Origin of the sequence: Aeromicrobium sp. UC242_57 (genome assembly GCF_044452305.1) — a bacterium.
GTDB lineage: Bacteria > Actinomycetota > Actinomycetes > Propionibacteriales > Nocardioidaceae > Aeromicrobium.
This window is the reverse complement of the sequence record NZ_JBIOAM010000005.1, coordinates 1,292,595-1,318,341: the sequence shown is the minus strand read 5'-3', so window position 1 is coordinate 1,318,341 and position 25,747 is coordinate 1,292,595. Positions and strand designations below refer to the sequence as shown.

20 protein-coding genes and 5 pseudogenes are annotated in these 25,747 nt (G+C 65.7%); 11 read left to right on the top strand and 14 right to left on the bottom strand.

From position 1 onward, the window contains the following. Positions 1-15 precede the first annotated feature (15 nt). From ACHMWU_RS29875 to ACHMWU_RS29835, 9 genes are all read right to left on the bottom strand, one after another. A complete protein-coding gene (locus ACHMWU_RS29875) occupies positions 16-1,962 on the bottom strand; it encodes a bifunctional aldolase/short-chain dehydrogenase (RefSeq protein WP_396049295.1) in 1,947 nt (648 codons plus the stop codon). Then, positions 1,862-3,175, bottom strand: a complete 1,314-nt coding sequence (gene rhaI / locus ACHMWU_RS29870; protein ID WP_396049106.1) for an L-rhamnose isomerase — start codon at positions 3,173-3,175, stop codon at positions 1,862-1,864. Before rhaI ends, ACHMWU_RS29875 begins: the two co-directional genes overlap by 101 nt. A gap of 116 nt (positions 3,176-3,291) precedes the next feature. Then, a complete protein-coding gene (locus ACHMWU_RS29865; protein ID WP_396049105.1) occupies positions 3,292-3,627 on the bottom strand; it encodes an L-rhamnose mutarotase in 336 nt (111 codons plus the stop codon). Between the two features lie 185 nt (positions 3,628-3,812). Further along, complete coding sequence (locus ACHMWU_RS29860) at positions 3,813-4,049, bottom strand: substrate-binding domain-containing protein (protein WP_396049294.1); 237 nt, start codon at positions 4,047-4,049, stop codon at positions 3,813-3,815. Further along, positions 4,021-4,773, bottom strand: a complete 753-nt coding sequence (locus ACHMWU_RS29855) for a substrate-binding domain-containing protein (RefSeq protein WP_396049104.1) — start codon at positions 4,771-4,773, stop codon at positions 4,021-4,023. Before ACHMWU_RS29855 ends, ACHMWU_RS29860 begins: the two co-directional genes overlap by 29 nt. After that, on the bottom strand, positions 4,770-5,861 hold the full coding sequence (locus tag ACHMWU_RS29850; protein WP_396049103.1) for an ABC transporter permease: 1,092 nt from the start codon (positions 5,859-5,861) through the stop codon (positions 4,770-4,772). Before ACHMWU_RS29850 ends, ACHMWU_RS29855 begins: the two co-directional genes overlap by 4 nt. Next, positions 5,858-6,895 (bottom strand): ABC transporter permease, encoded by a 1,038-nt coding sequence (locus ACHMWU_RS29845; RefSeq protein WP_396049102.1) that lies wholly within the window; start codon positions 6,893-6,895, stop codon positions 5,858-5,860. The genes ACHMWU_RS29850 and ACHMWU_RS29845 overlap by 4 nt, the downstream gene beginning before the upstream one ends. Beyond that, the gene (locus ACHMWU_RS29840; RefSeq protein WP_396049101.1) at positions 6,892-7,221 is read right to left on the bottom strand and encodes an ATP-binding cassette domain-containing protein; all 330 of its coding nucleotides are present in this window, start codon (positions 7,219-7,221) and stop codon (positions 6,892-6,894) included. The genes ACHMWU_RS29845 and ACHMWU_RS29840 overlap by 4 nt, the downstream gene beginning before the upstream one ends. Before the next feature lie 58 nt (positions 7,222-7,279). Continuing rightward, positions 7,280-8,401, bottom strand: a complete 1,122-nt coding sequence (locus tag ACHMWU_RS29835) for a sugar ABC transporter ATP-binding protein (RefSeq protein ID WP_396049100.1) — start codon at positions 8,399-8,401, stop codon at positions 7,280-7,282. Positions 8,402-8,514: 113 nt separating this feature from the next. Here ACHMWU_RS29835 and ACHMWU_RS29830 point away from each other — a divergent pair, with 113 nt between their 5' ends. Next, the gene (locus tag ACHMWU_RS29830) at positions 8,515-9,525 is read left to right on the top strand and encodes a LacI family DNA-binding transcriptional regulator (RefSeq protein WP_396049099.1); all 1,011 of its coding nucleotides are present in this window, start codon (positions 8,515-8,517) and stop codon (positions 9,523-9,525) included. A 762-nt stretch (positions 9,526-10,287) separates the two neighbouring features. On the opposite strand, the gene ACHMWU_RS29825 is transcribed toward ACHMWU_RS29830, so the two are convergent. The 5 genes and pseudogenes from ACHMWU_RS29825 to ACHMWU_RS29805 all read right to left on the bottom strand — a co-directional run bounded on the left by ACHMWU_RS29825 (position 10,288) and on the right by ACHMWU_RS29805 (position 15,981). Further along, positions 10,288-10,551 (bottom strand): hypothetical protein, encoded by a 264-nt coding sequence (locus ACHMWU_RS29825; protein ID WP_396049098.1) that lies wholly within the window; start codon positions 10,549-10,551, stop codon positions 10,288-10,290. Next, positions 10,524-13,286 (bottom strand): OmpL47-type beta-barrel domain-containing protein, encoded by a 2,763-nt coding sequence (locus ACHMWU_RS29820; protein ID WP_396049293.1) that lies wholly within the window; start codon positions 13,284-13,286, stop codon positions 10,524-10,526. Before ACHMWU_RS29820 ends, ACHMWU_RS29825 begins: the two co-directional genes overlap by 28 nt. 64 nt (positions 13,287-13,350) lie before the next feature. Then, positions 13,351-14,085: pseudogene (locus tag ACHMWU_RS29815) on the bottom strand (alfa-L-rhamnosidase); the annotation flags it as partial. Further along, positions 14,082-15,305, bottom strand: a complete 1,224-nt coding sequence (locus ACHMWU_RS29810) for a family 78 glycoside hydrolase catalytic domain (RefSeq protein ID WP_396049292.1) — start codon at positions 15,303-15,305, stop codon at positions 14,082-14,084. The pseudogene ACHMWU_RS29815 and the gene ACHMWU_RS29810, both read right to left, overlap by 4 nt. Positions 15,306-15,588: 283 nt before the next feature. Beyond that, on the bottom strand, positions 15,589-15,981 hold the full coding sequence (locus tag ACHMWU_RS29805) for a hypothetical protein (RefSeq protein ID WP_396049097.1): 393 nt from the start codon (positions 15,979-15,981) through the stop codon (positions 15,589-15,591). Positions 15,982-16,254: 273 nt separating this feature from the next. Between ACHMWU_RS29805 and ACHMWU_RS29800 the strand changes: the two genes are divergently transcribed. The 10 genes and pseudogenes from ACHMWU_RS29800 to ACHMWU_RS29755 all read left to right on the top strand — a co-directional run bounded on the left by ACHMWU_RS29800 (position 16,255) and on the right by ACHMWU_RS29755 (position 25,562). Further along, the gene (locus ACHMWU_RS29800) at positions 16,255-16,458 is read left to right on the top strand and encodes a LuxR C-terminal-related transcriptional regulator (RefSeq protein WP_396049096.1); all 204 of its coding nucleotides are present in this window, start codon (positions 16,255-16,257) and stop codon (positions 16,456-16,458) included. 100 nt (positions 16,459-16,558) lie between these two features. Further along, a pseudogene (locus tag ACHMWU_RS29795) lies at positions 16,559-18,490 on the top strand (alpha-L-rhamnosidase N-terminal domain-containing protein); the annotation flags it as partial. An 82-nt stretch (positions 18,491-18,572) separates the two neighbouring features. Then, a pseudogene (locus tag ACHMWU_RS29790) lies at positions 18,573-18,815 on the top strand (family 78 glycoside hydrolase catalytic domain); the annotation flags it as partial. Positions 18,816-18,890: 75 nt separating this feature from the next. Then, on the top strand, positions 18,891-20,498 hold the full coding sequence (locus tag ACHMWU_RS29785) for an alpha-L-rhamnosidase C-terminal domain-containing protein (protein ID WP_396049094.1): 1,608 nt from the start codon (positions 18,891-18,893) through the stop codon (positions 20,496-20,498). Next, positions 20,393-21,322 carry an OmpL47-type beta-barrel domain-containing protein gene (locus ACHMWU_RS29780; protein WP_396049092.1) on the top strand — a complete coding sequence of 310 codons (930 nt, stop codon included), beginning with the start codon at positions 20,393-20,395 and terminating at the stop codon, positions 21,320-21,322. The genes ACHMWU_RS29785 and ACHMWU_RS29780 overlap by 106 nt, the downstream gene beginning before the upstream one ends. Before the next feature lie 128 nt (positions 21,323-21,450). Then, a pseudogene (locus ACHMWU_RS29775) lies at positions 21,451-21,861 on the top strand (3-hydroxyacyl-CoA dehydrogenase NAD-binding domain-containing protein); the annotation flags it as partial. 94 nt (positions 21,862-21,955) lie between these two features. Next, complete coding sequence (locus ACHMWU_RS29770) at positions 21,956-22,324, top strand: 3-hydroxyacyl-CoA dehydrogenase family protein (protein ID WP_396049091.1); 369 nt, start codon at positions 21,956-21,958, stop codon at positions 22,322-22,324. Then, a pseudogene (locus tag ACHMWU_RS29765) lies at positions 22,321-23,500 on the top strand (acyl-CoA dehydrogenase family protein). The gene ACHMWU_RS29770 and the pseudogene ACHMWU_RS29765 overlap by 4 nt, the downstream one beginning before the upstream one ends. Before the next feature lie 1,076 nt (positions 23,501-24,576). After that, positions 24,577-24,960, top strand: coding sequence for a peptidase inhibitor family I36 protein (locus tag ACHMWU_RS29760; protein ID WP_396049291.1), 384 nt, complete (start codon positions 24,577-24,579; stop codon positions 24,958-24,960). 56 nt (positions 24,961-25,016) lie between these two features. Then, a complete protein-coding gene (locus ACHMWU_RS29755) occupies positions 25,017-25,562 on the top strand; it encodes an RNA polymerase sigma factor (RefSeq protein ID WP_396049089.1) in 546 nt (181 codons plus the stop codon). The last annotated feature ends 185 nt before the right edge of the window (positions 25,563-25,747 follow it).

Here is a 25,747-nt window from a genome sequence, read left to right as displayed (position 1 = left end):
GACCCGTCGTCTGGCTCAGGTCAGGACCGACCAACGCGTACACCGCGCTCGCGACGTGATCCGGAAGGACCTCGCGCTTGAGCAGCGTGCGCTGGGCGTAGAACGCACCCAGGTCCTTCTCGTCGACTCCGTAGACCGCGGCGCGGTTGGCGCCCAGCCGCTGGAGAAGATGCCCGAACCCTGCACGACGCCATCGGGGTTGATGCCGTTGACCCGCACGCCATGCTCGCCGAGCTCAGCGGCGAGCAGTCGTACCTGGTGGGCCTGGTCGGCCTTCGTCGCGGAGTACGCGATGTTGTTGGGTCCGGCGAACACCGAGTTCTTGCTGGAGATGTAGACGATGTCGCCACCCAGCCCCTGCTCGATGAGCGCCTTGGCGGCGGTGCGCGAGACCAGGAACGAGCCCTTGGCCATGACGTTGTGCTGCAGGTCCCAGTCGGCGACGGTCGTGTCGAGCAGCGACTTGCTGAGCGACAGACCCGCGTTGTTGACGACGAGGTCGATGCCGCCGAACGCCAGCAGGGTCGCGTCGACGGCAGCCTGGACGGCGGCTTCGTCGCTGACGTCTGCCTGCACGCCGATCGCGACGTCGGTGCCACCGATCTCGGCGGCCGCAGCCTGCGCCTTCTCGAGGTTCAGGTCGGCGATCGCGACGACCGCGCCCTGGGCTGCGAGCTTTTGGCGATGGCCTTGCCGATGCCCGATGCGGCGCCGGTGACCAGCGCGATGCGGGTCGCGAGCGGCTTGGGGGGCCGGCATGCGCTGCAGCTTGGCCTCTTCCAGCGCCCAGTACTCGATGCGGAACTTCTCCGACTCGTCGATGGGTGCGTAGGTCGACAGGCCCTCCGCACCGCGCATCACGTTGATCGCGTTGACGTAGAACTCGCCGGCGACGCGGGCGGTCTGCTTGTCCTTGCCGAAGCTGAACATGCCGACACCCGGGACCAGGACGATCAACGGATCGGCGCCGCGGATCGCGGGACTGTTCTCGTCGGCGTTGCGGTCGTAGTAGCCCTGGTAGTCCTCGCGGTACGCACCGTGCAGCTCGCGCAGCCGGCTGATCGAGTCCTCGACCGAGGCGTCGGACGGCAGGTCGAGCACGAGGGGCTTGACCTTGGTGCGCAGGAAGTGGTCGGGACAGCTCGTGCCGAGGGCGGCGAGACGCGGGTGCTCGGCCGATGCCAGGAAGTCGAGGACCTCGTCGCTGTCGGTGAAGTGACCCACCATCGGCTTGTCGGCCGAGGCGATCGAACGGATCGTCGGGATCAGCGCAGCAGCCTTGGCCCGGCGCTCGTCGGCCGACAGCGCGCCGTACCCGGCCAGGGCCGGACCGAACGGCTCGGCCTTGGAGTTGGCCTCGATGTACGCCGCGGCGGTCTCGATGATCCACAGCGAGTTCTGCTCGGCCTCGTCGGACGTGTCACCCCACGCGGTGATGCCGTGACCGCCGAGGATGCAGCCGATCGCGTCGGGGTTCTTGGCCTTGATCTCGGCGATGTCGAGTCCCAGCTGGAAGCCCGGACGACGCCACGGCACCCACACGACCTTTCCGCCGAAGACCGTCTCAGTGAGCTTCTCGCCGTCAGCCGACGTCGCGATCGCGATACCGGAGTCGGGGTGCAGGTGGTCGACGTGCGCAGCATCGACGAGACCGTGCATCGCGGTGTCGATCGACGGCGCGGCACCGCCCTTGCCGTGCAGGCAGTAGTCGAATGCGGCGACCATCTCGTCCTCGCGGTCGAGGCCCGGGTAGACATCGACCAGGGCACGCATGCGGTCGAGCCGCAGGACCGCCAAGCCGCTCTCGGTCAGGGTGCCGAGGTCTCCTCCGGAGCCCTTGACCCAGAGCAGCTCGACGTCCTCACCGGTGACGGGGTCTGTCTCGGTGCCCTTCGCGGAGGTGTTGCCTCCGGCGTAGTTGGTGTTCTTGGGATCGCTGCCGAGTCGGTTGGACCGGGCGATCAGCTCTGCTGCGGTGTTCTGTGTCATGTCTTCTGTCCTCGTTCGAATTCTCAGGTCCAGCTGGACTGGGTGCCGCCGACGCGGTCGGCCTCGATCTGCTCCTGGTAGCCGCTGGCGAGGTAGGCCTGCATGGGGTTGCCGGCCAGTCCCGCTCCTCGCGCCACGCGGCGAGGTCGGCGCGCACGTCGGTGTAGAACGCGTCCATGAAGATCTCGTTGGCGCCGAGCACGTCGCCGTCTTCCTGTGCCTTCGTCAGCGCGTCGGTGTCGAGCATCAGGGCCCGCGCCGTCATCTCCTGCACGTTGAGCACCGACCGGATCTGGCCGGGGATCTTCTTCTCGATGTTGTGGCACTGGTCGAGCATGAAGGCGACATCGCTGTCGGGTCCGTAGCCTCCGCCGCGCACGACCTCGACCATGATGCGGAACAGCTGGAACGGATCGGCGGATCCCACGATCAGGTCGTCGTCGGCGTAGAAGCGGCTGTTGAAGTCGAACGAGCCGAGGCGCCCGAGGCGCAGCAGCTGCGCGACGATGAACTCGATGTTGGTGCCGGGCGCATGGTGGCCGGTGTCGAGGCAGACCATCGCCTTCTCGCCGAGGGCCTGGACCTGCACGTACGACGTGCCCCAGTCCGGGACGTCGGTGTGGTAGAACGCCGGCTCGAAGAACTTGTACTCGAGCACGAGGCGCTGGTCGTCACCGAGCCGGTCGTAGATCGTCGACAGCGACTCAGCCAGACGGTCCTGACGGCCGCGCATGTCGCCCTGGCCGGGGTAGTTGGTGCCTTCGGCGAGCCAGATCTTCAGATCCCGCGAGCCGGTCTGGTCCATGACGTCGATGCAGGCCAGGTGGTGGTCGACGGCCTTGGTGCGGATGCGCTTGTCGGTGTGCGTCAGGGCGCCGAGCTTGTAGTCGTCGTCCTGGAACGTGTTGGAGTTGATCGTGCCGAGGCCGATGCCGAGGTCTTCGGCGTAGCGGCGCAGCGCGGCGTAGTCGTCGACGAGGTCCCACGGGATGTGCAGCGAGACCAGCGGGGCGAGCCCGGTGAACCGGTTCACGGTGGCTGCGTCGGCGATCTTCTCCTCGACCGTGCGGGGGGTGCCGGCTGAGCCGAACACCTTGAAGCGCGTGCCGGAGTTGCCGTACGCCCAGGACGGGACCTCGATGGCCTGTCCCTCGAGCTGGGCCGCGATGTCGCGGAATGTCGTCATCTTCTGCTTCTCTCGTCCGGCGTCGTCACTCTGGGTGGCCAACGCTATTAAATCGATTCAATCACAAGTCAGGGGGTGCCCGCCAGTAGGCGTGATGCCTTTTTGGTCGGAGGGTCTCAGCGAGCGAGCTGGTCTTCGAGATGGAAGACCTCTTCGAGCTCGACGAAACCGGTGTCAGGCGCTGCGTCGCCGAGATCGACGAAGAACTCGGCCATCTCGGCCTGCCAGCGTGCATTGACCTCGGTTCGGGCCATGCCAGCCTGCGCCTCGGCGAGGGACGGGGTCTCGAAGTACCCGATCAACAGTCCGTCAGGACGCAGGAAGAGGGAGTAGTTGTGCCAGCCGGTGTCGGCCAGCGCGCGGAGCATGTCGGGCCAGACCGCAGCATGTCGCTGTGTGTACTCCGCGATCCGCTCGGGCTTGACCTGGAGCTGGAAGCAGACGCGACGCATCGATCAGACCCTTTCCGGGGGCTCTACGCAAGGAAGATGTGTGAGGTGATGGCGCCTGGCCGGGGGAAGCGACCCCCGGCCAGGCGGTCATCGGGCCGACTCAGAAGTCGAAGTCGGCGATGTTGTCCTTGTTGAACTCGTACGGGTCACCCAGCAGCACCGTGTTGTCGGCACCGACGGTGTAGTCACCGAGCTTGCCGGCGGTGAACTTGTTCACCCTCCTTGCCCGTGATGTCACCATCGACCAGGGCCTTGGCGGCGAACGCAGCCAGGTAGCCGAGGTCTTCGGGGTTCCACAGAGCGAAGGCGTCGACAGTTCCGTCTTCGACGTAGGCGCGCATCTGGTTGGGGGTACCGAGACCGGTGACCTTGACCTTGCCCTTGAAATCGGAGTCAGAGACGTAACGAGCCGCAGCCGCGATACCGACCGTGGTCGGCGAGACGATGCCCTTGAGGTTCGGGGTACTTCTGCAGCAGCGCCGACGTCTTGTCGAACGACGTCTGGTCGTCGTCGTCACCGTAGACGGTGTCGACGAGCTTGATCTTCGGGTGGTTGGCCGCCAGATCCTTCTTCATCAGGTCGATCCAGGCGTTCTGGTTCGTCGCGTTGGCAGCCGCCGACAGGATGGCGATCTCGCCCTCGTCGCCGATCTGCTTGGCGATCAGGTCGACCTGGACCTTGGCGATGCCCTCAGAGCTGGCCTGGTTCACGAACAGGTCGCGGTACTCCGGGTCGGTGTCCGAGTCGAACGTGACGACCTTGGTGCCGGCGTCACGAGCTTCGTTGAGCGCGTCACCGATCGCCTTGGGGTCGTTGGCCGAGACGACCAGCGCCTTCACACCCTGCTGAGCAGCGGTGTTGATGAACGCGACCTGTCCGTCAGGAGTTGCTTCCTGGGGGCCGACCTCGGAGAACTTGCCACCGAACTCCTCGACGGCAGCCTTGCCGCCCTTGGAGCTGGTGTCGAAGTACGGGTTGCCGAGGTTCTTGGGCAGGAACGTGACGGTGGTCGCGTCTCCGCTGTCGCCCGATCCTCCGGCCTTGTCGCCGTCGCTGTCGGAGCCGCCGCCGCAGGCCGACAGGACAAGCGCAGCGCTGACGGCGATAGCCGCGAGTGCGGTCGCCTTCTTGGTGCTGAACTTCATGAGTTGTTCCCTTCGTGTTGTGCTGACGCCTGCTGGCGTTCAGGAAGGCCTCTACTGGCCTTTCTCCTCATCCCGGCCGTCGTCCGAGTTACGAAGGACAGGAAGCTTGTGGACATCACCGAGAGCACCAGGAGGAGCCCGATGATGATGTTGATGACGTTCGCCGAGACCTCGTCGAGGCGCAGCGCGCTCGACAGGACACCGATCAGCAGAACGCCGGCGATGACGCCGTGCAGTGCGCCGCGGCCACCGAAGATCGAGACACCGCCCAGCAGCACAGCTGCGATGACCTGCAGCTCCATGCCGTTGGCGTTGTCTCCGCGGGCACTGCCGTAGCGAAGCGTGAAGTAGATTCCGGCGAAGGCCGACACTGCTCCTGCCATGACGAACAGCAGGAACTTGGTCCGTGCGACGTTGACGCCGGAGAAGTGGGCTGCCTCGTCGTTCAAGCCGACGTCGAACACGCCGCGGCCGAACGAGGTGAAGTGCAGGAGCAGCACGAACGCGATGATCAAGATGACGATCGGGATCATGATGACCGGGTAGCTGGTGTCACCGATCTTGTTCTTGGCCAGGTCGGTCCACTTCTCGGGGAAGTCGGTGACCGCGGTGGTGCCGAGCAGGCCGACCGCCAGACCGCGGTACAGCGCCAAGGTGCCGATCGTGACGGCCAGCGACGGCAGTCCGACGTACGCGATGAGGAAGCCGTTGAACGCTCCGCACAAGATGCCGACCAGGATCGCGACGAGTGCCGCCATCGGGATCGACATGCCGCCTTGGTGCAGGTCGCCGACCAGCACGCTGCTCAGTCCACGATGCTCGCGACCGACAGATCGATCTCGCCGGTGATGATGATCATCGTCATCGGCAGGGCGATCAGCAGGATCGGTGCCACGTCGAGCAGCAGGTAGTAGACCGTCAACGGGCCGTCGAAGTTGGGGGATCTCGGCGCGCGAGTAGAAGAACACGACGAGCAGCAGAGCGATGACTGCGAACTCGCGAGTCAGGATGACGCGCTGCCACAGCGGCTTGGCGTACGAGGCGTAGGTCCGCGTCACGTCGGTGCGCGGGGTCTCGGTGGTGGTCATGATTCGTCCCTCGCCTCGATCAGCTTGCGTGATCGTCGGACCGACAACAGCCGGTCGAGGACGATCGCGCCGATGATGAGCGTGCCGACGACGGCCTTCTGCCAGAAGTCCTGGACGCCGAGGATCGGCAGCGCGCGGTTGATCGTGATGAGCAGCCAGGCGCCGATAGCCGCGCCCCAGACCGTGCCGCTGCCGCCGAAGATCGCGACGCCACCGATGACGGCTGCGCCGACGGCCTGCAGCTCGATGCCGGTGCCGGCACTGGAGCTGATCGTGCCGTAGCGGGCTGCGAAGACGACTCCGGCCAGGCCGGCCAGTGCGCCGCACAGGACGAAGGCGCCGATGACGCGCTTGCGCACCTTCAAGCCGTACAGGTGGGCCGCGTCGGGGTCCGAGCCGATCGCGTACAGCCGCCGGCCGCCGCGTGCAGTGCGCAGGTAGTAGCCGACGGCCACGAGCACGACCACGGCGATGATCGTGAGGACCGGGATCGTCAGGATCGTCTTAGTACCGAGCGACAGGAAGTCGCTGGGCATGTCGGAGGCGTTGATGCGGTTGCTGCCAGCCCACTCCAGGACGACACCTCGGTAGATGTACATCGTGCCGAGCGTGATGACCAGCGCCGGGACGCGGCCGAAGGCGACCAGGAGTCCGTTGATCAGGCCGAGGCCAGCGCCTGTGGCGATGCCGATCAGGAAGACCACGACGATCGGGATGCCGGGATTGTCGACGAACAGCCGACCGGTCAGGTACGCGGTGAGCGCGAGCGTCGAGCCGACCGACAGGTCGACGTTCCGCGTGATGATGACGACGGCCTGACCGACTGCCAGCAGCAGCAGGATCGAGGGCGCCAGCAGCAGGTCACGCCAGCTGTCGCTGCTGAACAAGAAGCTGTGTCGTTGCGAGGTCGCGGCCAGGATGACCAGCACGAGGACCAGCGCGATGGCTGACTCCCGCGAGGTCACGATGGTGCTGACCGCGCGTTGCAGGGCCGACTTGCGGCTCGGCTCTACGAGGGTTTCGGTCGTCGTCATGCGGATGCTCCGATGGTGTTCGTGGCGGCAGTCATGACGCTTTCGGGCGTCGCGTCTGCGCGGTCGATATCGGCGGTGATGCGTCCCTCGTGAACCACGAGCACGCGGTCGGCCATGCCGAGCACCTCCGGCCGCTCTGAGGAGATCATCAGGATCGCCATGCCCTGCCCGGCGGGCTCAGAGATCAGCCGGTGCACTTCGGACTTGGTGCCGACGTCGATTCCGCGCGTCGGCTCGTCGATGATGAGCAGCGAGGGGTTCGTCGCGAGCCACTTGGCGATGACGACCTTCTGCTGGTTGCCGCCACTCATCGTGGTGGCGTGCATCGACAGCGCGTTGGTCTTGACCTCGAGGCGACCCGCCCACGGACCGGCGGCACGGTTCTCAGCGCCTGCCGTGATGAGGCCAAACCGGGCGAGCTGTTGCGGATGACGGCGGCGACGTTGTGGGCCACCGAGGCCTCGGTGACGAGTCCCTGCTGGCGGCGGTCCTCGGGGACGAAGGCCATGCCGGCCTGGATCGCAGCCCGCGGCTCTTGGCCGCGACTCGCTTGCCGTTCAACGTGACCGTGCCCGAGCTGTAGCCGTCGACGCCGAAGATGGCCCGGGCGATCTCGCTGCGACCAGCACCGACCAGGCCGGCGAGGGCGACGATCTCGCCCGCGCGGACGTCGAAGCTGACGTTGCGGAAGATGCCCGGCGAGTCGAGGTTGCTGACCTGGAGCACCGGGGCGCCGATCTCGGCGGGCGTCTTCGGGAACAGGTCGCCGACCTCGCGGCCGACCATCTTGGCGACGATCTGGGCCGTCGTGGTGTCGGCGATCGCGTCGGTCGAGATGTACTCGCCGTCGCGCATGACCGTGACGGTGTCGCACAGGTCGAAGACTTCGTCGAAGCGGTGCGAGATGAAGACCAGCGCACGGCCTTCGTCGCGCAGGCTGCGGGCGACGGCGAAGAGCCGGTCGACCTCGACGCCGCTCAGCGCTGCCGTCGGCTCGTCCATGATCATGACGCTGGCGTCCAGCGAGATGGCCTTGGCGATCTCGATGATCTGCTGGTCGGCGATCGACAGTCCCTCGGCAAGACGACGGGGGTCGAGGTTGACGCCGAGGCGCTTGAACAGCGCGAGGGCCTCGGTGTGCATGGCCTTGCGGTCGATCCGACGTCCTGCGCCGACCGGCTGGCGGCCCATGAAGATGTTCTCGGTGACCGACAGGTCAGGGAACAGCGTCGGCTCCTGGTAGATCACGGCGATGCCGGCGTCCTTGGACGCGGCCGTCGAGCCGAAGTCGACGCTCTCGCCGTGCAGCAGGAAGTCTCCGCCATCGCGCTGGTACAGGCCGGCGACGATCTTGACGAGCGTCGACTTTCCGGCGCCGTTCTCGCCCACGAGGGCGTGAATCGAGCCCGAATGGACCGTCAGGCTGCCGGAGCGCAGGGCCGCGACGGGGCCGAACGACTTGCGTACCTGCACGAGCTGCAGGGCGACTGGGCCGCTCGCGTTCATAGTGCCTCCGTGTTCCGCTTCATTTTGAATCGTTTTAATGCAACCCCAGAACTGTATGACGGCTATCACAAATTCGTCAACCCGAAAGTTTGAATCGTGTTAACCTCGTGCACATGGCCGTGGCTCAGGTGCGCGATGTTGCCGCGCTCGCAGGGGTCTCCCCTGCAACCGTCTCAAATGCTCTCAACCACCCCGCGAAGGTCTCGCCGACCACGTTGGCCCGCATCCAGGCGGCGATCGACGGCTCCGGGTACATCCGCAACGACGCTGCCCGTCAGCTGCGCGCCGGGACGAATCGCGCGATCGGCATGATCGTGCTCGACATCGCCAACCCGTTCTTCACCGACGTGGCCCGCGGAGTCGACGACGTCCTCATCGCCGAGCACCGTCCGCTGATCCTCGGCAACAGCTCGCAAGAACCGATGCGCGAGACCAACTACCTCGACCTGTTCGAGCAGCAGCGTATGGACGGCGTCCTGATCACACCCGTCGGTGACGTGCTCGACCGGCTCCGTCGGCTGCGCGACCGCGGCACCAGCGTCGTCGTGGTCGACCGGATGACCCGCACCAAGGAGTTCTCGTCGGTCGCGATCGACGACAAGATGGGCGGGCGCATCGCCACGGAGCACCTGCTCGAGTCGGGCCGGCGCAACATCGCGTTCATCGGCGGTCCGGCCAACCTCGCCCAGATCAAGAACCGTCTCAGCGCCGCTCGGGCAGCCGTCGAGGCTCACGGCGACGCCCAGCTCAGGTTCGTCGAGACCGACGCGATGAACGCAGAAGCCGGCCGCACCGGTGTCGAGCAGCTGCTGTCCCTGCCGAAGGACCAGCATCCCGACGCCGTCTTCGCGGCCAACGACCTCGTCGCGCTCGGCGTGCTGCAGGCCCTGATCCTGCGCGGCGTCAGGGTGCCCGACGACATCGCGATCGTCGGCTATGACGACATCGACTTCGCCGCCTCGTCGGCGATCCCGTTTACCTCGGTGCGCCAGCCCGCACACGAGATGGGCTCGACCGCGTCGGTCCTGCTGCTCGGCGTCATCGCCGACCCCGAAGGCTCCAAGGTCCAGCACGTCACGCTCAAGCCCGAGCTCGTCATCCGCCGTTCCACCACCGGCGCCTGACCCGCTCCTCCCCCACCGGGGACCGAAGAATAGGTCGCCCCGGAGTTCTCCACAGCCGATTTGTTGTCCACAGGCATCCCATTACCGGTCGAATCTGAGGTGCTAGGCGCGGCACTGTCGCACGATGAGCGCGATCGCGGAGCAGCCCCGCCCGGACATCCTGACCTCCAGGCCGGGGTGCTGACCCGGAAACAGGCGCTGCAGCTGATGAGTCGACATCGGCTACGCGCTGGTCCGCTTCAAACGGTGGGCCAACCCCGCCGTCGGCGTGTTCGTGAACCACACCGGGCCAGTCACCAGCGAGCAGCGCGACTGGGTGGCGCTGCTTGCAGCCCCGCCGGGCTCCGTCCTGGGCGGCTTGTCGGCCCTGCGGCACGACGGCTTCACCGTCTTCGCACCGGAGGCCCCGATCGTGATCGCGAAGATGGGGGCTTCCGCGATCGGCTACAAGGACGTGACCCTGCACTGGTCGAAGTTCCTCGACGAACGCGACGTCCATCCGCTGCGGCGACCAGCACGGACCCGCCCGGCCCGCAGCGTCGTCGACGCCGCCTCGTGGGAACCGCAGGCGAAGCGGGCGCGCCCTCTGACGCGGTGGGGACAAAAGAATCTGGTTCTGTCCGCAATATCGCGGACAGAACCAGATTCTTTCGTCAGACCTGGGCTACTTCACCCGGATCTTCTTGCTGGCAGTCGAACCGGCCACGGTCTTCGTGCCGCTGTAGACGACCTTGACCGTCCGCAGCCCCTTCTTCTTCAGCTTCAGCGAGTACGAAGCCTTGCCCGACTTCGAGAAGCTTCAGCGTCTTGACGCGCTTGCCGTTCTCGTAGATCCGAACAGTGCCGGTCGACGACGCCTTGATCGAGAAGCTTGACCTTCTGGCCCAGCTTGGCCTTCGACTTCGAGGACGACACCGAGACCTTCGACGTGGCCTTGGCGATCTTCGCCGTGGTGGCCGAGGTCGACGACACAGCCGCAAGGCCCGTCTTCGACGCCGTCACCTTGACCGAGATCCGGCGACCCACGTCAGTGGCCGACAGCTCAGCGAAGCACCGGTCGCACCGGAGATCGCCTTGCCATCACGCAGCCACTGGTAGCGGTACGTCAGGCCCTTGGTGTTCCAGGTGCCCGTCGTGGCCTTCAGCGTTCCACCGAAGACTGCCGCACCGACGACCTGCGGGGCGACGATCGCCGCGATCCCGTCGACGTCCGCGAGGTCGACGATCATCGACCGCACCGGCTCGGGGTTGCCGGCCACGTCAGTGGAGAAGAACTCCACGACGTGCTCGCCGAACCCTTCGACAACTGGCTTGTCGTCGGCGCCGACCTGCTGCCATGCCCCGCCGTCGATCCGGTAGGCCGTGGCCGCGACACCTGACAGCGCATCGTTGGCCGTGAGCTTCAACGTCGCCTTGTCGGCGTTGTCGACGCCCGAGCCGCGGGTCACCGACAGCTGCGTGCCCGGTGCGGTGCCATCGATCAGCACCTCGACCGTGCGCTCCCCCGTCGAGTGACCCAGGACGTCCTTGGCCCGGTACGACAGCTCGTGCTTGCCGTCACCGCTGATCGCGACAGGCGCGACGTACGGCTGCCAACCGGCTGCCTCGCCCGTCTCGACCGTCACCGCACCCGCACGGTTGTCGACTGCACTGATCGCGACAGCGGCATCGCCACGGAACCAGCCGTTGTCGCCCGGCAGCGCGTTGCTGGTGACCGTCGCCGAGGCGAGCGGTGCCAGCGTGTCGGCCGGTGCCGGCAGGATCCAGCTGTCCGCGATCGACGGATCGTAGAAGCCGCCAGCGTTGAGCGGGAACTCGTACTTGATCCGCACGGTGCCGTCGTTGGCGAGCACTGCGGGATCGTCCACGAGAACCTGGTACGCCTTGGTGCTCTGTCCGCCCGCCGTCTGCTTGAGCTGGAGCTCGTTGACCAAGACGTCGTCCACGTAGATGTTGTACTTCTTGGACTTCGCACCGTCGAACGTCTCGAGGTTCCTGATCAGGAACGGCTCGCCCGGAGTGACCTGGTACTCGGCAGAGAACCACGAACCGGGGGTGTTGGTGTGCGAGTAGCGCCGATCCAGGCCCGCTTCGACGTTCGTGCCGCTGCTGGGCGAGGCCTGCAACGCATGAGCCGTCTCCGAGGCGTTCTTGCCGAAGTCGACGTGATCGAGCTGACCTGGCAGATCGGTGTTGCCCGGGGCCTGCAGGTTGACCGTGATGACGGACTCCTTGCTGGCCTGCACGACACCGTTGTCGACGAACGCGACCTCGACCGGCGAGGCGCCGCCCGCAGTCTCGACACCGACGAACACCGGGACCGTGACGTCCTTGCTCTCACCGGCTGCGATCGTGACCCGCTGCGACGGAACCGCAGTCGTCCAACCCTCCGGCAGCGTGACCGCGACCTGGCCGGAGGTGGCCGCATCGCTGTCGTTCTTGACCGAGACGACCAGGTTGGCCCGCTCGTCCGAACCATCAGCGGGACTGACGGTCGTGACGGCCGAGATGTCGACACCGGTCGACACGGCGATCCACGGGTTCGAGTCCTTGACCGTGAACGTTCCGTACGAGCTCGTGAACGTCGCCGCAACTGCTGCGTCGTACGTGCCCGGCTTCTGGTGCTTGGGCACGGTCACCGTGAACGGCAGCTGCACCGTGTCGCCGGCACCGACCAGATCGGTCCTGACGGTGATCGGGTCGACCTTCCAGCCGTCGATCGCGATCTCGGCGCGGACCGCCGTCAGATCACCTGAGCCGTTGTTGGTCAGGTCGATGGTCCCGGCGATGACCCCACCAGGACGGGCGCTCTCGGCGACCGGCGGGATGACCACCGAGACGCCCAGGTTGTTCGCGACGCCCTTGCCGAACAGCGACTCGAGCTTTTCGATCCGACTCGTCAGGTCGCCCTTGACCGGTCCGTCGATCGACGAGCTTGCAACCCATGCCTTCAGGGTGCGCACCGCGGCGAGACCGTCGCTGAGGTGCTGCGAGACCTGCGCGGCCTCACCGTCCAGGATCGCCGCCAGGGCGTCCTCGACGGATGTCTTGACGTCGCCCAGTCCGTCGCCGATCTGGGTACGGTCACCGGCTGCGAGGTCACCGGCGGTCTGCAGTGCAGCAGCCCGGTCGTCGACCTTCTCGACCTCGGTCAGCAGGTCACCCAGCAGCGCCATCTGCGCATCCGAGCGGAACGAGTAGCTGCCCGAGCCGATCGTGAACGTCGCGACTCCGTCGGCGAGCTCGACGTCGCTGACCCCGTCGACCTCGGCGAGCGGCTTGCCACCTTCGGTCACGGCGGTCAGGTTGGCCGCCGGGATGACGACCTTCGAGGTCGTGTTGACGGGGATCGTGACGTCGAGGTCGAGGTTCTTGCCCTCGGCCTTCCACTCCGACGAGATCGTTCCGTAGACCGACTCGTAGGTTCCGTGACCGCTCGTCAGGCCGCCACCTACTTCAGGGGCGATCCGGGACTGCTTGTAGCCAGCCTTGAGCGCCGAGATGCCACCGATGTTCTGGTACATCCAGTCACCGACTGCGCCATAGGCGTAGTGGTTGAACGAGTTCATGCCCTCGTCGCCGAAGCTGCCATCGGGACCGATCGAGTTCCAGCGCTCCCACATCGTGGTGGAGCCCATCTCGATCTCGTAGCCCCACGACGGGTAGTCCTTCTTGAGGATCATCGTGTACGCAAGGTCGTCGCGGTCGATGCTCGACAGTGCCGGCAGCAGCCACGGAGTGCCGAGGAAGCCGGTCGTCAGGTGGTAGTCGCTGGTCTTCAGCTTGGCGACGAACTTCTCGCCGACCTTGACCCGCAGCTCCCGGATCGGTCACCAGGTTCATGCCCAGCGCCATGGCGTACGCCGTCTGGCTGTTGCCGTCGACCGTCCCGTTCGCCGAGATCAGCTTGTCCGTGAACGCCTCACGCACCTGCTGCGACAGGGCGGCGTACTCGGCGGCGTCCTCGTCCTCACCGATGGCCGTGGCCATCTCCGACATCATCCGGGCGTTCTCGGCGTAGTACGCGGTGCCGAGGACGTCGGTGCCGGTGTTGTCGTCGAGGTTGAGCCAGTCGTTCCAGTTGCCGCGGGCCGAGTCGATCAGATCGGCGCCGGCACCTGTCTTGACCAGGTTGAAGAACTTCTGCATCATCTGCCAGTTCTGCTCGATGATGGCGGTGTCGCCCTGCGCGTACCAGGATGCGTACGGCACGGTGATTCCCGCATCGGACCAGCCGAGGCCAGCGCCCAGGTCGATCGTCGGCACCGACGGTGCGATGCCGGGCAGGTTGCCGTTGGCGTACGCCGAGTCACGCAGGTCTGTCGTCCACTTCTGCAGGAACGAACGCGTGTCGCGCAGGTAGCTGGCCGTCGGGGCGAACACGTTGATGTCACCGGTCCAGCCGAGCCGCTCGTCGCGGGCCGGGGTGTCGGTCGGGATCGACAGGAAGTTGCCGCGCTGTCCCCACGAGATGTTGCTGACCAGCTGGTTCAGCATCGAGTCGGACGTCTTCAGGTCACCGGTCGCCTTGAGGTCGGAGCCCCAGACGACACCCGTCACGTCCGTGAGCTCGGAGCTGTGTCGACGCCCGAGATCTCGATGTAGCGGAATCCGTGCTGGGTGAACTTGGGCGTGTAGACGACAGTTCCGGTCGTCTTGAACGTGTAGTAGTCGGTGACCTTGGCTGCGCGCAGGTTGCCCACGTAGAAGCGGCCGTCCTTGTACAGCTCTTCGGCATAGCGGAACTTGATGGTCTGTCCGGCCTTGCCCGAGATGCGCATGCGGGCGACGCCGACCATGTTCTGGCCGAGGTCGTAGATGAATCCCTTGGCCACGCCCGGCGACTCGGTGCGCTTGAGAGCGGGCAGCTCCTGCGTCACGCGAACCGGCTCGTCGGTCTGGGGCTCCAGCTTGGCCGTGTCGGTCGACGGGGCGACGGTGACGGCGTTCCAGTCGGAGTCGTCGTAGTTGGGTCGGTCCCAGCCCGGCTGCTCGGCGTTGGCGTCGTACGTCTCGCCGTCGATGTTGTCAGCGGCCTTGTACGGACCGAAGTGGCTCGTCCAGCTGTCGTCGGTCTTGACGACCTGGTGGGTGCCGTCGGTGTAGTCGATGCGCAACTGGGCGATCAGGCCGAGCGTGCTGCTGTACATGCCCGGGCCCCACATGCCGACCTTGCCGGCCCACCAGCCGTCGCCGACCTCGGCGCCGAAGGCGTTGGCGCCGTTGTTGACCTGGCTGGTCACGTCGTACGTCTGGGCCTGGATGCGCTTCTTGTAGTCGGTCCATCCGGGTGCGAGGTGCTGGTCGCCGACGGTCTCGCCGTTGAGCTGCAGCTCGTACACGCCGTGCGCCGATGCGTAGGCGCGAGCCGACCTGATGGTCTTGCCCGGGGTCGTCGTGAACTCCGTGCGCAGCAGCGGCTTGTTGGAGTCGTTGGTCTGCAGCAGGACGTCCTTGCGGTTGCCGACGTGCAGTCCGGCCGGGGTCACGGTTCCGCCGTTGAAGGGGTTGCCGTTGGTGAAGTCGGTGTCGAGGAGGACGTCGCCGCCCTTCGAGGTGACCTTGACCTTCTTGATGTCGGCGCTCTCGTCGACGTTGCCGGCGAAGTCTTCGCGGAAGCCGATGAAGCCCTTGCTGAACGAGCTGTCGGTGCGCTGGTCGATCTGGTTGCCGTCGAGCTTGGTCGTGATGGTGCTGCCGTCGACCGTCACCGACAGCTTGTGGGTGCCGTCGAGCAGCTGGGCCGAGGTGATGCCGCTGATCGGGATGTCGCCACCCATGACCGAGTAGCCGTTGTTGACGCGCTTGTGCGGACGGAACTTGGGGATGCCGGTGCCGTCTGCCGTCGTGATCTGCCACATGTAGGCGTTGGCGGTGTCCTTGGCGCGGATGAAGACGCCGATGGCCAGCTTGTCGATGTCGAAGTCGAAGTCGGCGGTGTAGTTGTTCCACTTGTCGATCTCGCCGCCGGCGGACTTGCCGATCCAGTCGGCCTCCCACTCGGCGTTGTCGAGGATGCCGGTCTCGAACCAGGTCTCCTCGCTCCAGTCGCTGGCGTTGTCGTCACCGTCCCAGACCTTGACCTGCCAGCTGTAGCGGGTCTGCGACTCGAGCGCGGGTCCGGCGTACTTGACGTTGCAGCTGGTCGGCCGAGGCGACCTTGCCCGACGACCAGACCTCGCCGTCGCCGTCGGAGACCTTGACCTCGTAGGCGCTCTGCACGACGCCGCGGGCAGCCGAGGACGACTTCCAGCTGAGCGTCGGAGCGCTGCCCGGGATGCCGAGCGGCTTGGTGCGGGCATTGGTCTGCAGGTCGCCGACCGCGATGGCGGTCTCGGCGGCTGTCGCGCTGGATGCCCCAGCGATCATGCCGGAGACGATGAGCGCCGTGGAGGCAACTCCCGCGAGCATGCGTTGGCGCCGACGAGGCGGCGGATTGGTGGTGGTCAAGGTCATGAAATACACCCGTTCGAATTAAAACGATTCAACTGATCGTGACGGGGATCACGCTACCTACGGGCATCTCGGGCCAGCAAGGGTCAGACCCGCCGGTCGACCGCGAACTCCGCAGCGCGATCACCAGAATTCGCTGAGATAGCAGGGTGTATCCCGAAGGCAGGTTGACCGGTCCCGGCCACCTGTTGTACTCGTTGTAACGATTCAGTAACGTGTCGGCCATCCACAGACTGCCGACAATTCAGTCAGAAGATCGATCGCGCGGGGGCTCGCATGGGACGCGTCAGCAACCTCTCGGACGACGATCTCGCCATCCTTCGGCCGCTCAGCCAGGGCCTGACGACCGACGTCATCGCCCGCGAGCTCAACATCTCCGAACGCACCTTGCGACGTCGCGTCCGCACGATCTGCAACCAGATCGGCGTCGACACCCCGATCGAGGCCGTCGTCTGGGCGGTGCGGACTCGTCGGATCTGACGCGCACTTGCTTTTGGTTGAATCGATTTAGTACGGTACCCCTCACGCTGTGATCCGGCTCACTGGAGCCGGCCGCCACCCACCGACGGGATCCCGCACGATGACACCTTCACGCGCCCTGAGACTTGCCCTCACGGTCGTCCTCAGCCTTGCTCTCGGCGTTGCCAGCCTTAGCGGCACCGCCCAGGCCGCCGACCCGGACGGCAGCCAGCCGACCGGCTTGACGGTCAACGGCCTCGCGACTCCCACCGACCTCGAGGGAGCGCCTCGGTTCGGCTGGCAGCTGTCGCTCGGCATGCAGAGCGCCTACCAGGTGCGCGTCGGCACCAGCCCCGAAGGCGACGACGTCTGGGACTCCGGCAAGGTCGATTCCGACGAGCAGAGCAACGCCCCCTATGACGGTCCCGCCCTCGACAAGTCCGAGCGGTACCACTGGCAGGTGCGCACCTGGGACGCCGAGGGCAAGGCTTCGGCATGGTCTGACAACACCTGGTTCGGCACCGGCGCAGGATCCACCTGGGGAGATGCGAAGTCGATCTGGGCACCGACCAGCAAGTTCAGCAACTGGACCGACTACACGCTCGAGTCGAAGTTCACGATCGTGCAGAACTCGGCCTCCGTCACATTCCGCAGCAGCTCCAGCAGCGCGTTCTACCTGTGGCAGATCCGCGCCGACACCAACAGCCTCAAGAAGCACGTCGGCACGACCCTGCTGGAGGACAAGAGCCTCGCGGGCACCGGCATCACCCTGACCACCGGAACGCAGTACGCACTCAAGATCGTCCTCGACGGCAGCACGGCCAAGACGTACATCAACGACACGCTGGTCGACACCACGACGGGTCTGACGGCGCACGCCAGCGGCGGATTCGGCTTCCGCAACGGCAGCTCCGAGCAGGCTCGATACGACGACATCACGGTCACCGACCCCAGCGGCGCGACGCTCTACGCCAACGACTTCAGCCGCACCTCGCCCGACCCCGACTTCCCGAACCTGTCGGTCTCGGCCGGCCAGCTGGTCGTCGGAACCGGCAAGAACGAGTTCTTCGCTGGCTCCTGGGCCAACTACACCCTGAGCACCAAGGTCACGATCGACGAGGTCGCCACGGGCATCTCGTTCCGCGCCAGCGACAGCAGCAACTCGTACATGTGGCAGCTGCGTGGCGCTGACAACCAGCTCAAGACCCACACCCAGGTCAACGGCACCTACACCGCGCTCAAGACCGTCAACCTGCCTGCCGGCACCCTCGCGACCGGCTCGACGGTCACCGTCAAGATCCAGGCGATCCACAACACGATCAAGACCTGGATCAACGACGTCCTCGTCGACACCACGACCGACTCGACGTTCCGCCGCGGTGTGGTCGGCTTCCGCAACGGCTCCAGCGAGGTCGGCCGGTTCAGCGACCTGAGCGTGACCAACGAGGCCGCGAACGGCGGGACGCTGCTCGCCACGACCTTCCAGGCCAATGACAAGACCTTCGCGTGCGGCAGCGCAGCTGACGGAGTGCTGACGATCGGCAAGGGACAGGTGTGCCTGCCGAACGGGCTGACGGCCAACTGGTCGCTGATGCGCAAGGACGTCACGCTCGAGGACAAGGACGTCGCCTGGGCGACCCTGTTCGCCACCGGCAACAGCACCAACCCGGCCAAGCAGTACGTCTACAAGGCGTACCTCAACGGCACGTTCGTGGGCCTCGGCCCCACCCGCTCGATCGGTTCGGAGGCTCGCTACGACGGCTTCGACGTCACCGACCAGGTGCGATCGGGCCAGGCCAACACGATCGGCGCGCTGGCGTACACGACCAGCGGCCAGCAGTTCATGGCCCGGCTCGTCGTCGAGTACACCGACGGCAGCCGTCAGATCGTCGACACCGACGGCACCTGGAAGGCCAAGACCGGAGACTCGGCCTTCCCGAGCAGCGGCAGCATCGGCACGGGCTTCTACTCCGCGCCGAAGGAGAACCTCAACGCCGGCGAGTTCCCGTACGGCTTCGACTCCCCCGGCTTCGACGACTCCGAGTGGGCGGCGCCGACCGTCAAGGCTGCGCTGGCCGACCTGACCGCGACGCCGACCCAGAAGGTCGCCGAAGAAGCGCAAGGCGCCGGTCAAGATCGTCGACAAGGGCAATGGCAACTACTTCGTCGACTTCGGTCGCACCTGGGTCGGCGGCGTCCACTACACGATCGCCGATGCCGCTGCCGGCTCGAAGGTCGACCTGCGGTTCGGCGAGGTGACCTCGGCGGAGAACACCGTCAAGTACGCCCTCAACACCGGCAACAACTACCAGGACATCGTCACGCTCAAGGGCGGTGCGCAGACGATCGACACGTGGGGCATGCGGGTCTTCCGGTACCTCGAGATCGTCGGTGCCCCCGAGCCCGTCACGGCCGACAACTTGCAGGCACTGGCACTCGTGTACCCGTTCGACGTGGACGCCGCGAAGTTCACCTCGTCCGATGCCAACCTCGAGAAGGTCTGGCAGCTGTCGAAGAACACGATCGAGTCGCTCAACGTCAACTTCTACACCGACTCGTGGACGCGTGAGCGCATCAACTACGAGGCCGACGGCTATCTGCAGCTGATGTCGACGCTCAACCTCGACAACGACCTGTCGCTGGGTCGCTACTCGATGAACTACTTCAAGAACAACCGCACCTGGCCGACGGAGTGGCCGATCTACGTGATCCTCGCGGTTCATGACGCGTGGCGCCAGACCGGCGACACCGAGCAGGTGGCGAGCTACTACGCCAACCTGCAGACCAAGCTGCCCACCAAGTGGCTGGAGTCGTCGACAGGCCTGATCCGCAAGACGTCGGGTTCGAATGGCGGCAACAGCAGCGGCGACGACGACATCGTCGACTGGCCGGCGTCCGAGCGCGACGGCTACTCGTTCCAGCAGTACAACACCGTGATCAACTCGATCTCCTACCGTGCCTACCGCGACATGGCTGCGATGGCCACCTCGCTGGGCAAGGACGCCGACGCAGCGAGCTACACCGCGATCGCTGATCGTTTGCGCGATGCGATCAACGACAAGTTCTACAACGCCGAGGCCGGCAAGTACGACGACGGCATGAACGCCGCTGGCACCGTGACCGGGCACTACTCGCTGCACGCGAGCGCCTTCGCGCTGGCCTTCGGCGTGCCCGAGACCAACCAGTCGAGCAAGGTCGCCGAGTACGTCGGCTCGCGCGGCATGGCATGCAGCGTCTACTGCGCAGGCTTCCTGATCAAGGGCCTGTACGCCGGCGGGAACGGCCAGGCGGCCCTTGACCTGATGACCGCGACCGGCACCAAGAGCTGGATGAACATGATCAACCTCGGCGCTGGCGCGACGATGGAGGCCTGGGATCCGTCCTTGAAGCCCAACCTGACGTACTCGCACCCGTGGGCCGCTTCGCCCGCGTTCACCGTGCCGACAGGCCTGTTCGGCGTGCAGTCGCTCGAGCCGGGATACAGCTCGTTCGAGGTCAAGCCGCAGCCGGGCACCCTGAAATATGGAACTATCACGGTTCCGACCGTCCGCGGCCAGATCGGTGTCGCCTTCGACCACGGTGACGACGACGAGGTGCGGATGTCGGCGAACGTTCCGGGCAACACGACCGCGACGTTGAGCGTGCCGACCACGGCGACCGAGGCGACGACGCTGTACGTCGACCGGGTGCCGCGCACCGTGACGCCGAAGGACGGCTACCTGACGGTCGACGACGTCGCCCCCGGTTGCCACGTCCTGACCACCGAGGCCGGTGGAGCGGCAGCGAGCGATGAGCGACTCACCAGCGTCTGCACGACGGCTCCGGCAGCGGGACCGCAGGTCGACGTCGAGATCTCGCACCCGGGACAGGACGGCTGGTTCGGTATCGGCGCCGCCGCGACCCTGACCAGCACCGACTCCTCGGCGACGGTCGAGTACCGGTTGGGCGACGGAGCGTGGACGACGTACTCCGCACCTGTCACGCTGCCGGCTGGCGAGGTCACTGTGAGCTTACCCGGGCCACCGGCACCGACTGGGCGCAGGGCGACTCCGGGACAGTGACGGCCAAGGTCGATCTCGCTGTGCCGACCGTCGACGCGAGCCGCACCGACCGCACCGTGACCCTGAGCGCCATGGATCCCGGAGCCAGCGACACCGCCTCCGGTGTCAGCGCGATCGCCTACCGTCTCGACGACGGCGACTGGATCACGTACACCGATCCTGTGGTCGTCGACGCAGAGGCGCACGTCCTCACCTACCGCGCGGCCGACGTCGCCGGCAACGTGAGCGCTGACAAGACGATCGAGGTCGAGAAGGCTCCGACCGGTCCGGCTCCGGCGCCCGTGGCGACCAAGGCCCCGAAGGTCTCCGGCACCGCACAGGTCGGCAAGACCCTGACCGCTGCGCCGGGCACGTGGACGGTTCCGGGCGTCGCGTTCACCTACCAGTGGGTGCGGGACGGCGCACCGATCGCGCGGGCGACGGCGAGGACGTACCGCGCCACCGTGGCGGATGCCGGGCACCGCCTGGCGGTCAAGGTCACCGCGACCAAGACTGGTCACACGTCTGGTGTCGCTCAGTCGGCTCGGACGGCGAAGGTCGTGCGGGCGGCGTCCAAGACCCGTCTGTCGGTCAGCAAGCGGACGCTGCACAGCGGGCAGAAGCTGCGGGTGACGGTCAAGGTGTCGTCGTCGGCCGGCGTGCCGACCGGCAAGGTGCGGTTCACCTACCGGGGCAAGGTCGTCCGGACCCTGACGCTGAAGTCGGGCGCCGTCACGACGACGTTCCGACCGACACGCACCGGCAAGCACACCCTGAAGGTCAGCTACCTGACCTCGTCGGGCTACCGCTCCAGCAGCGACAGCACGAAGCTCCCGGTGCGCTGACCGACGGGAGAATCTGGTTCTGTCCGCGATTCAGCGGCCAAAACCAGATTCTCCCGTCCCCCGGGCGGGCGCTAGCGCCTGGAACGCGAGCGATACTATGACGTCCTACTAATACTTTGGGAGCTGTCATGAGTGGGATCGAGAAGGTTGGTGTCATCGGCGGAGGGCTGATGGGCTCCGGCATCACAGAAGTCGCCGCACGCGCCGGCGCGAACGTCATCGTCATCGAGATCAACGACGAAGCCGCCAAGGCCGCCGCCGCTCGCGTCGAAGGCTCCCTGCGACGTGCCGAGTCCCGCGGCAAGATCGAGGCCGCCGAGGTCGCGGCGATCCTCGACCGCATCGCCTTCGAGACCAGCCTCGAGACCCTTGCCGACCGCGATCTCGTCATCGAGGCCGCCAGCGAGCACGAAGAGACCGAGCCCAACCTGTTCCGCACGCTCGGCCAGATCCTCACCAAGGACGATGCGATCCTCGCCTCCAACACGTCCTCGATCCCGATCGTCAAGCGCGCGCCGTCTCCGGTCGCGCCCACCACGTCATGGGCGTCCATTTCTTCAACCCGGCCCCCGTCATGCAAGCTCGTCGAGCTCATCCCCCTCGCTGACGACCTCGACCGAGACCCTCGACCGCATGCGCGGCTGGGTCACCGAGGCCCTCGGCAAGAAGCCGATCGACGCGACAGACCGCGCCGGCTTCGTCGTCAACAGCCTGCTGGTCCCCTACCTGCTCTCGGCCATCCGCATGTACGAGGCTGGCTACGCCTCCGCCGAGGACATCGACCGCGGCATGGTGCTCGGCTGCGGACACCCGATGGGCCCGCTGGCCCTCTCCGACCTCATCGGTCTCGACACGATCCGCGCGATCGGCGTCTCGATGTACGACGAGTTCAAGGAGCCCCTGTACTCCCCGCCGCCGCTGCTCGACCGCATGGTCGACGCAGGGCTCCTCGGCAAGAAGTCCGGACAGGGCTTCTACGGATATGAAGGACTGGCCTCATGAGCACCCATGCAGGAACTGATCTGTTCGTTCTCTCCGAAGAGCACCAAGCGATCCGCGAGGCCGTCCGCGCCGTCGCCGACGCCAAGATCGCGCCGTTCGCGGCCGATGTCGATGCCAACGCGCGCTTCCCCCGAAGAAGCTGCCGACGCGCTGCTCGCGTCGGACTTCCACGCGCCGCACGTCCCCGAGGAGTACGGCGGAGCCGGCGCCGACGCGCTCGCCACCGTGCTGGTCATCGAAGAGGTCGCCCGCGCCTGCGTCTCGTCCTCGCTGATCCCCGCCGTCAACAAGCTCGGCTCGCTGCCCGTCCAGATCGGCGGCGGCGAAGAGATCAAGAAGAAGTACCTGACCAAGCTCGCGGCCGGTGAGGGCGGATTCTCCTACTGCCTGTCCGAGCCCGACGCCGGATCAGATGCCGCCAACCAGAAGACCAAGGCCGTCCGCGATGGCGACGACTGGGTGCTCAGCGGCGTCAAGCGCTGGATCACCAACGCCGGCTGGTCGGAGTACTACACGGTGCTCGCGCAGACCGATCCGGAGAAGCGCTCGAAGGGCATCACGGCGTTCGTCGTCGAGAAGTCCGACGAAGGTGTCTCGTTCGGCGCCCCCGAGAAGAAGCTCGGCATCAAGGGATCGCCGACGCGCGAGGTCTACCTCGACAACGTCCGCATCCCCGGCGACCGGATCATCGGCCAGGTCGGAGAAGGCTTCTCGATCGCGATGAAGACCCTCGACCACACGCGCGTCACGATCGCCGCGCAGGCCGTCGGCGTCGCCCAGGGCGCCCTCGACTATGCGCTCGGCTACGTCAAGGAGCGCAAGCAGTTCGGCAAGTCGATCTCGGAGTTCCAGGGCATCGAGTTCATGCTCGCCGACATGGGCATGAAGATCGAGGCCGCCCGCCAGCTCACCTACGCAGCTGCCGGCCGGTCCGAGCGTGGCGACAAGGACCTGACGTTCTTCGGCGCCGCGGCCAAGGCCTTCGCCTCCGACACCGCGATGCAGGTCACGACCGACGCAGTCCAGCTGCTCGGCGGCTACGGCTTCACCAGCGACTACCCCGTCGAGCGCATGATGCGCGATGCCAAGATCACCCAGATCTACGAAGGCACCAACCAGGTGCAGCGCATCGTCATGGGACGCCAGCTGCTGGCTGGGGTTCAGTCGAACCTGTAGATGCTGGGATTGCGGTGATTCCTCTGTGATTCAACACGGTGGTTGGGCTGGGCCTGCCTTGCCAGCTAGTTGAGCGAACTCCGCACTGAGCGGCACACGAAAGCCCTCATCAGCACAAACTGTGTGACAGCGGTGTGACACCTTTTGTCACACCGCTGTTGCTTGTTGGTGCTCTAGAACCGCCCTTCGACCAGGCCTGGCTGCAGCGTTGTTGAGCGCCATGACAGCGAGCCTGGACTTCATGCGTGAATCGATGGAGTAGCCCACGACCCGGCTGGAGTGGACGTTCTTGAATGCGCAGAGGTAGAGCTTGCCTTAGCCGGTCCAGAGCGCGGTGATGTCACCGCTCCAGAGCTGACTGGGTGCGTCAGCTCTGAACAGTCTCTCGACGGACCAGCACGCGACGTCGCACGATCTCATGCCGTAGCGACCTCCTGCAACAGCCCGACCCGCAGGAATGCCCACGGCCGCAATGGTTCGGCAAAGTCTCAACCCGAGGTGTGACCGGTCCCTCGATCTCTCAAGGAAACCTGGCAGTCGATCCGAATCAAGGCTGGAGAAGGGGCCGACCGCCTCGAAGCTACAGGCCGGCGTCAGCAGATAGTCATCAAACTCAGCTCGGCGTGTTCACGAACCATGTCAGCACGATGTTCAGCATGGACCGGAGTCGAAGGAGATGACTCGACCGGTCCCTGATCGCCAGTACTTGTCAGCAGCGCATAGGCCCCGAGTGAGACAAACAACAGGGAAACTCCGGCAAGCGCGGATTTCGCCGCCTGCTTCATTTGCACTCCCCTCCTCGGCGCAGCGAACCTTCACGTGAATGTTAGTCACATTCGACAGAGAGAAATCACACCTCTTCATCAGATTTCTCAAAACTGAGGCTTGCGTCCGTCGATTGCATCCCCCACGGGGGGAGTCCAGCACCGCCTGGACGCACTAGCGCCAGGTTTCCGTTCCCGTACGCCGCACATTGCGCAGACGGGCTGCCGTCACACTTCGAGCCCTGGAATCACTGATGCAGGCGAAGTAGATCATTGCCAGTGACGCCGTAGTCAGCGCGTCGACGAGTGAGTATGAACTTCTCAAGACTCGTCACTCGATCCGTGATTGCTTCCATCATTGGTGCCGCCTCCGTTGCTCAGACCAACGCTTCTCACGGGCTCGTCGTTACGCCCACTGCCCTGTCCGAATGCGCATCCGGCTACCTCTGCGTTTGGTCGGGAGCCAACTACAGCGGCTCGATTCAACGAATCTCGACAACGAACTCGTACCGACCAATTTCTCTCACGGCGACCAAGTCCTACTACAACAACAGAGCGAAGAGGACTTGGCTGCACGAGAAGCAGGACGGCAGCGGCTCAACTGTCTGTATCAAACCGGGAGCCAAGAAAGCCACCACAACCGGTTGGCAAACGACCTCTAAAGCCGTGTACTTGGCAACGATCACCGACTGCTAGTAGTGACAATGGTCATAGCCCCAACGGGTCGATCGCCTTAGATATAAAGTGACGTCGTGACCGAAGAGGATTTTGGGGACCTCTACCGCTCACTTAGAGATCCAGTGTTTCTCTTCGCGATCCGACGAGTGGGTTCCGAAGCCGCCGCCGATGTCGTGTCTGAGACCTTCGAGATCGCCTGGCGCAAGCGCGCCGACTTCCCCAAGGACCCCAAGATGTGGGCAGCGTGGGTCGTCGGAATTGCCAAGAACAAAGTGTTGCAAGAAATCCAACGCCGCTCACGCAAACATCACGACAACCGTTTCGTCGAAGACTGGCCCGGGGCACATCGCCAACCATCACCTGAAGACGTGGCCCGGGCAGTCATCGACAGCGACAATGCGCGACGGATCTACAGCCGACTCACCCCGGCGGAGCAGCTACTTTTTGATGTTGCTTTCCTCCGTGAGCTCAGCGCGGACGATTGCGCACACGCCCTTGGTATCTCAACATCCGCGTTCACCAGCCGGGTCAGCCGGCTACGTCAGCGCCTGCGATACCTGGAGGGCGAAGAAGTGCACGAACCTGACCCGGCAATCAGCTCAGGAGGCGCCTCCGAATGAATCCCCTTGGGAACAGGAAGGCCGCCGAGAACGAACTCGAACGCTTCCGAAAAGAAGCTCGAGATCTAGGCTTCGGCAGCGACCGATCAAGCGATGAGACTCCCCACCTCGAATCGGCTGACGACTTCATCGCACGGATGAAGCACGCGGACAACGAAAAGCTTTTGGCAGACGAGCCGCATTCC

Coding starts and splice junctions, on each gene's coding strand:
- rhaI (WP_396049106.1), bottom strand. CDS start 3,175: ATGACGACATTCCGCGACATCGCGGCCCAGCTCGAGGGACAGGCCATC.
- ACHMWU_RS29865 (WP_396049105.1), bottom strand. CDS start 3,627: ATGCGTCGCGTCTGCTTCCAGCTCCAGGTCAAGCCCGAGCGGATCGCG.
- ACHMWU_RS29855 (WP_396049104.1), bottom strand. CDS start 4,773: ATGAAGTTCAGCACCAAGAAGGCGACCGCACTCGCGGCTATCGCCGTC.
- ACHMWU_RS29850 (WP_396049103.1), bottom strand. CDS start 5,861: ATGACCACCACCGAGACCCCGCGCACCGACGTGACGCGGACCTACGCC.
- ACHMWU_RS29845 (WP_396049102.1), bottom strand. CDS start 6,895: ATGACGACGACCGAAACCCTCGTAGAGCCGAGCCGCAAGTCGGCCCTG.
- ACHMWU_RS29840 (WP_396049101.1), bottom strand. CDS start 7,221: ATGCACGCCACCACGATGAGTGGCGGCAACCAGCAGAAGGTCGTCATC.
- ACHMWU_RS29835 (WP_396049100.1), bottom strand. CDS start 8,401: ATGAACGCGAGCGGCCCAGTCGCCCTGCAGCTCGTGCAGGTACGCAAG.
- ACHMWU_RS29830 (WP_396049099.1), top strand. CDS start 8,515: ATGGCCGTGGCTCAGGTGCGCGATGTTGCCGCGCTCGCAGGGGTCTCC.
- ACHMWU_RS29810 (WP_396049292.1), bottom strand. CDS start 15,305: ATGGGTGGCGACATCCCGATCAGCGGCATCACCTCGGCCCAGCTGCTC.
- ACHMWU_RS29805 (WP_396049097.1), bottom strand. CDS start 15,981: ATGACCTTGACCACCACCAATCCGCCGCCTCGTCGGCGCCAACGCATG.
- ACHMWU_RS29800 (WP_396049096.1), top strand. CDS start 16,255: ATGGGACGCGTCAGCAACCTCTCGGACGACGATCTCGCCATCCTTCGG.
- ACHMWU_RS29770 (WP_396049091.1), top strand. CDS start 21,956: ATGCGCGGCTGGGTCACCGAGGCCCTCGGCAAGAAGCCGATCGACGCG.
- ACHMWU_RS29760 (WP_396049291.1), top strand. CDS start 24,577: ATGAACTTCTCAAGACTCGTCACTCGATCCGTGATTGCTTCCATCATT.